Origin of the sequence: Methanobrevibacter sp. (assembly GCF_045577275.1) — an archaeon.
Classification (GTDB): domain Archaea; phylum Methanobacteriota; class Methanobacteria; order Methanobacteriales; family Methanobacteriaceae; genus Methanobrevibacter.
Map to the genome: position 1 here is coordinate 1 of NZ_JAZNIB010000335.1, position 1,645 is coordinate 1,645.

The following is a 1,645-nucleotide window of genomic DNA, read 5'->3' on the forward strand; positions in this document are numbered from 1 at the left end:
GCATTTTCTCTGCTTTTGGATGCAATGTTTGACACTGTTGCAAGACTCAAAACGATTTCAGATGCAAAATTAGGCCCTGACAATGCAACATAATTCTCATCAAAGTATTCTTCTATCAAAGCGCCCATTGTCTTTAGGGAAGGATATTCGATACCCTTTGCTGTAGTTACAAGAATGGTATCATCTGAAATGTATTTCTTAAGTTGTGCCAAAGTAAATCTGAAGGCGGATGAAGGGATTGACAGGAATATTATTTTGCAATCCTTTAAGTCATTATAATCACAAGTAGCTATTATGTTGTTTTCCAATTTGGTATTTGGATAGTATTCACTGTTGTATCCAGTTGAATTTATTGTTTTAGCTAATTCTTCTCTTCTTAAATGCAGATATACTGTATCCACATTTTTAGCTATTGTTTGAGCAAGCGCTGTACCTAAGCTTCCTGCTCCGATAACTCCTACCTTATTCATTTTTTCACCATAACCTTTCTAAATAAATTTAGTATTTTATTATTTAATTAATTTATGTAAAACTTGCTATTTATTTGTTATTTAATTATAATTTAATATTATTGATATATAAAATTGATATATAGTTTAATAAGGTTAATTATTTATATTAAATAACTTAATATATAATATTTAACTATTAATAATAATTATTAAAAATTTCATATATTATTAATAACTAATGTAAAAAGAGGAAAACTATGTTTATCAAAAATAAAAAATTACTCATCTTGAGTATTTTTTTAATTGCAATCCTTGCAATTTCTGCAGGTTCCGCTGCAGCAGCAGATATTCAAGATGATTCAAGCAGTCCTATACTTATGGACGGTGACGTTCCTGCCGGTGATGACACCGGTGGAGATGGTCCTAGTGACCCTGGCACTAATCCTGGCGGTGACAATCCTGCTGATCCAGGAACCAATACTGGTGGAGATGACCCTACTGACCCTAGCGGTGAAGGTGGAGAAACTCCGGATCCTCAGGAAAACACCCCGAAAGAAACTACTTTAACAGTCACTGCTGATTCTGTTACTGTTGGCAGTGATGTTGCTATTGACTTTAATTTGAAAGATTCTGAAGGAGCTAACGTTGACGGTCCTGTAATCCTTGCTTTTGCAGATTATGAGCCTGTATTAATTCAACTTGTTGAAGGTCACGGTTCAGAGACTTTCGGCGCTCTTCCAATCGGTCAATATGCTTATACATTAACATTTGAAGGAAATGATGATTATGCTCCATCTACAGCTTCCGGCACATTCAAAGTCACTCCTGTATCCGTATCCACTTTCAGTGAACTTCAAAACGCACTTAAAAATGAGAAGATATCAGAAATCAAATTGACCAATAACATTGTCATGACTAGTACCATTACAATCAATCGTGCAAACACCATTATAATTGATGGTAACGGCAAAGCTGTAGATGGTAAAAACAAAGTTGGATTATTTAAAATTTATGGCAATACCGTAACCATGAAAAACCTTATTTTGAAAGGTGGAAAAAATGGTGGTTTAGGTGGTGCAATCGATTTGCATGGTAAATTAACAGTAAACAATTGTACATTCGTCAATAACACAGGCACTGGTTCTGCAGCTACTTCTGCAGCAGGTGGAGCTATTTTTGCAAGGGAAGGAAGT

General features: G+C 34.7%; 2 protein-coding genes. One reads left to right on the top strand and one right to left on the bottom strand.

The window, feature by feature from the left end:
- Positions 1 to 470: 2-dehydropantoate 2-reductase N-terminal domain-containing protein (locus ACKI67_RS09650; RefSeq protein ID WP_407463319.1), on the bottom strand; the 470-nt coding region annotated here is incomplete at its 3' end.
- Positions 471 to 709: 239 nt separating this feature from the next.
- Here ACKI67_RS09650 and ACKI67_RS09655 point away from each other — a divergent pair.
- The coding region (locus ACKI67_RS09655; RefSeq protein ID WP_407463320.1) for a pectate lyase-like adhesive domain-containing protein at positions 710 to 1,645 on the top strand (936 nt) is incomplete at its 3' end.